The organism is Brevundimonas sp. CURTG3B2_SDJG (assembly GCF_057364705.1).
The window spans coordinates 1-4097 of the sequence record NZ_JBNFOJ010000244.1; the positions used below are offsets into that span (position 1 = coordinate 1).

The 4097-nt window shown below is 69.2% G+C and carries 4 protein-coding genes; 2 read left to right on the forward strand and 2 right to left on the reverse strand.

The genetic code is table 11. The features are described 5' to 3' along the window. Positions 1 to 134: 134 nt before the first annotated feature. A complete protein-coding gene (locus tag AC2W7C_RS14190; RefSeq protein WP_486002014.1) occupies positions 135 to 809 on the forward strand; it encodes a hypothetical protein in 675 nt (224 codons plus the stop codon). 46 nt (positions 810 to 855) lie between these two features. After that, entirely contained in the window at positions 856 to 2301 is a 1446-nt protein-coding gene (locus AC2W7C_RS14195; RefSeq protein ID WP_486002015.1) for an AMP nucleosidase, read from the forward strand. Between the two features lie 225 nt (positions 2302 to 2526). On the opposite strand, the gene AC2W7C_RS14200 is transcribed toward AC2W7C_RS14195, so the two are convergent. Beyond that, positions 2527 to 2988 (reverse strand): phasin family protein, encoded by a 462-nt coding sequence (locus tag AC2W7C_RS14200; RefSeq protein WP_486002016.1) that lies wholly within the window; start codon positions 2986 to 2988, stop codon positions 2527 to 2529. Positions 2989 to 3014: 26 nt separating this feature from the next. Further along, the gene (locus tag AC2W7C_RS14205) at positions 3015 to 3764 is read right to left on the reverse strand and encodes a creatininase family protein (protein WP_486002017.1); all 750 of its coding nucleotides are present in this window, start codon (positions 3762 to 3764) and stop codon (positions 3015 to 3017) included. Positions 3765 to 4097 lie beyond the last annotated feature (333 nt).

Sequence of the window (4097 nt, forward strand, 5' to 3'; positions counted from 1 at the left end):
CTGGCTCAACTGTTTGACGGACTGCGTCCCCCTGGGCCTGGACGGCTGCAGCGCCGAGGGGCGGCTGGCTGCGCCGCGGCGACGGCGCCTGCTGTTTCTGGCAGACCCAGCGCGGCTCGACGGACGAGGACGGAGTGACCGGCGCCTTCGTCCTGCTGATCGGCGACGCGGACGGCCCGCTGACGCCCGCCGCCTGGGGAAAGGGCGGGTTCTACGAAGCGCCGGTGCTGATCCAGGACGACGCCGGAACCTGGGTCGCCGCGCCCGGCTATTACGGCGGTTCGGGATCGCACAACGCCGACGTCGTCTTCCGCTGGACCGAGGATCGCGCCCGGCCCTTGGCCCAGATCGACAACACCAGCTGGCGCGACGAGCTGGCGCGTCGCCTGCCGCCGGGACTGGAGGTCTGGAAGGGCGTGCAGATCCGGTACGACTATCTGGGCGCGACCACGCCGCTATGGCAGCCGGAAGACGGCAATTGCTGCGCCACCGGCGGTTCGGCCCAGCTGAGCTTTTCGCTGCGGGACGACCGGATGGTCCTGGACGACGTCCGCATCCAGGATCGGGCGATCGAGGTGGCGACGTCCGTCGATCCCGAGGTCCTGGCCTGGATCGGCCGGGCGCGCATGTGCGAGCATTGGGGCGGCGAGTACAGCGACGAGCCCGAGCGCCGCGCGCAGATCCAACAGGCGCTTCGAACCTTGCAATGCAACGTCCTGGAAGCCGACGGCGCGGCGCTTAAGGCCCGTTTCGCCGACGACCGCGACACCTCTGCCCTGCTGGCCCGGGCCGCGTCGCCGGAGCCCTGAACCTGGGCCGTCTCGCCAACGTCATCGACTTCCGTTAAGGGAGGCCATGACAGACACGATGACAGCACAGGCGGCGCTGGACCGCCTCGAAACCCTCTACAGCCAATCCGTCGCCAATCTGCGCGGGGCGGTGAAAACCTTCCTCGACACCGGCGAACGTCCCGACGCCGAAGCGCGGGCCAACGGCCTCTTCTCCTACCCCGAACTGCGGGTCAGCTGGTTCGGCGACCGCCCCGCCAACCTGGCCGCGCGCGCCTACGCCCGCCTGTCGCGCCAGGGCGTCTACTCCACCACCGTCACCCGGCCCGAACTGTTCCGCTCGTATCTGAACGAGCAGCTGACCCTGCTGGAGCAGGACTACGGCGCGACCTTCGACGTCGGTCCGTCCGACCAGGAGATTCCCTTCCCCTACGTGCTGGACGGCTCGGACGTGGTCCTGGACGCCACCATGACGGCGGCCATCGCCCGCTACTTCCCGACCACCGACCTGGCCCATATCGGCGACGAGATCTCGGACGGCCTGTTCGACCCGGCCGAAGACTTCCCGCTGTCGCAGTTCGACGGCCTGCGCACCGACTTCTCGCTGGCCCGGCTGCGCCATTACACCGGCACGCCGGTCGAGGACGTGCAGAGCTACATCCTCTTCACCAACTACAACCGCTACGTCGACGAGTTCGTCCGCTGGTCGCTGGAACAGCTGAAGGACCCGGACAGCCCCTACGAGACCTTCTCCACCTCGGGCGGGGTGGTGGTGACCCGCGACACGCCCAACCCCGAGGCCGTCATCGCCGACGCCGCGTGGAAGAAGCACCAGATGCCGGCCTACCACCTGACGGCCCCGGGCTGGAACGGCATCACCCTGGTCAACATCGGCGTCGGCCCGTCCAACGCCAAGACGATCTGCGACCACCTGGCCGTCACCCGGCCGCACGCCTGGATGATGATCGGCCACTGCGGCGGCCTGCGCCCCTCCCAGACCATCGGCGACTACGTCCTGGCCCACGCCTATCTGCGCGACGATCACGTGCTGGACGCCGTCCTGCCGCCGGACATCCCGATCCCTTCGATCGCCGAGGTCCAGCGCGCGCTCTACGACGCCGCCAAGCTGGTTTCGGGCATGCCCGGCGAGGAGATCAAGCGGCGCCTGCGCACCGGCACCGTGGTCACCACCGACGACCGGAACTGGGAGCTGCGCTATTCCAAGTCGGCGCTGCGCTTCAACCAGAGCCGAGCGGTGGCCATCGACATGGAGAGCGCCACCATCGCCGCCCAGGGCTACCGCTTCCGGGTGCCCTACGGGACCCTGCTGTGCGTCTCCGACAAGCCCCTGCACGGCGAGATCAAGCTGCCAGGACAGGCCAACCGCTTCTACGAGGGCTCGATTTCGGAGCACCTGCAGATCGGCATCCAGGCCGTCGACCTGCTGCGCGGCGAGGGCTCGCGGCTGCATTCGCGCAAGCTTCGCGCCTTCGACGAGCCGCCGTTCCGGTGAGGCCTTAGGTTCAATCGACATTCAGTCGATAGCCTTGGCCTCTGAACCTTGTTTCCGTCATGGCCGGGCTTGTCCCGGCCATCCAGGATCACGATCGGGGCCCTTGGAGGTCTCGACCTCCGCCTTTCGTGTTCATGGATTCCCGGCGGGTTCACCCCTCGGGCGAGGCCGCGCAAGCGGCGCGACCCGGGGGCCGGGAATGACGGGTTTGAATGTCGATTGAACCTAGCGCTTCAGCCGTTTCGCATTGGCGACGGCGGCGGCGTGGATCGGGGCCAGGGCGTCGGCCTGGAGCTTCAGCATCGAGGCGCCCAGCGCCCAGCCGTCCGTCATCGCCCGCGTCAGGGCTCCGGTCGCCCAGGCGCCGTGGGCCAGGGCGGCCTCGGCCGGGGTGCGGGCGTGGACCACCGCGTCCAGCGCCTTGCGCGCGGCGGCCGTTTCGCGCGCCGCCACGGACGCGCCCGTCGCGGCCAGCGACATCGCGCCGTTCAGCCCCGCGGCCGCCGAAGCGCTCAGGGCCTCGACCTTTTCGGAGCCCATCAGGCTCATCTCGCGCAGATCGGCGCGGGTCGGATCGCGCAGGGCGTCCGAGACGATCTCCAGCCGGCGGGCGATGACGTCGCCCGACGCTTGCAGAAGCTCCTGCCCGGCGCGGGCGGTGCGGGCGGCCTGGTCGAGCGGTGTCATGGCGGGAGCGTGCCCTTCGCCGGCGCCTAGGGCAACACCTCGCCGGAGAAGTCGGCGACATCCTTCAGCAGCGCCTCGACCGAGGCGTCGATGATGGTCTGGCCCTTCTCGGGGCTGGCCTGGGCCGGATCCGAGCCGATGCGGCCGTCGGGGAACCGGGCCCGATAGTCCAGGGCGTCGCGGATCGGCCCGGTCGGCGCGATCCTGGGACTGTAGTCGGCGACCTTGATCCGGTCCGGATAGGCGGCCTGGGTCACGGCGATCTCGGACGGCGTGGCATGCATGCCGTGGCCGGCCGGGAACAGCCGGTTGCACAGGCTGTTGACGCCCGGCAGGTCCCACCAGTTGCGCAGCTTGAGCACGAACGGCGGGCGCTCCTCCACGAAGCTCCATTCGGCGTAGATCTCGGCGAAGGTGGCTTCGATGGTCGCCACGTTGCCGCCGTGGCCGTTCAGGAAATAGATGCGCTCGAACCCGTGCCGGCTCAGCGACGAGACCCAATCCGTGATCGCCGCCATGAAGGTCGAGGGCCTGAGCGAGATGGTCCCGGCGAACGCCAGGTGATGCTGGGCCATGCCGATGTTGAAGGTCGGGGCGACCACCAGGCTTTCGTCGGCCTTCTCCGCCGCGTGGGCGATGATCTCCGGACACAGCCAGTCGGTGCCCAGAAGCCCCGTCGGCCCATGCTGCTCGTTCGACCCGATCGGCACCACGACGGTCCTGGTCGCCTTCAGCCGGGCGTCGATCTCGGGCCAGGACGACAGGTGGATCAGCATGGGGGAAACTCCGGACCGGGTGCAGAAAGGGCTTCTTAGGCCAAACGCCAAGGGGGCGACAACGCGGGCGGCGCCGGGGTTCCGCCGCGGAGTCCGCCCCGCCATCAGAAAAAGGTGGTCGAACCCCGCTGGGACGCGTCAGTATCGTTCGGAATCCACCCCTGCCTTGGAGACACGCCATGTCCGTCGGTCAAATCCCGAGACCGCCGACGGGCCGATCGAGCCGACTCCGACGCCGGAATGATCCGAGTGGCTCTGGGGCGGGGCCTGCGTGACTCCTGGCGGTCTCGCATAGAGACAGCCGGGCGTTGGCCCTGCTTCTGGCCCTGAAAT

Excerpts from the sequence above, each read along its gene's own strand:
- AC2W7C_RS14195 (WP_486002015.1), top strand. The coding sequence starts at position 856 with ATGACAGACACGATGACAGCACAGGCGGCGCTGGACCGCCTCGAAACC.
- AC2W7C_RS14200 (WP_486002016.1), bottom strand. The coding sequence starts at position 2,988 with ATGACACCGCTCGACCAGGCCGCCCGCACCGCCCGCGCCGGGCAGGAG.
- AC2W7C_RS14205 (WP_486002017.1), bottom strand. The coding sequence starts at position 3,764 with ATGCTGATCCACCTGTCGTCCTGGCCCGAGATCGACGCCCGGCTGAAG.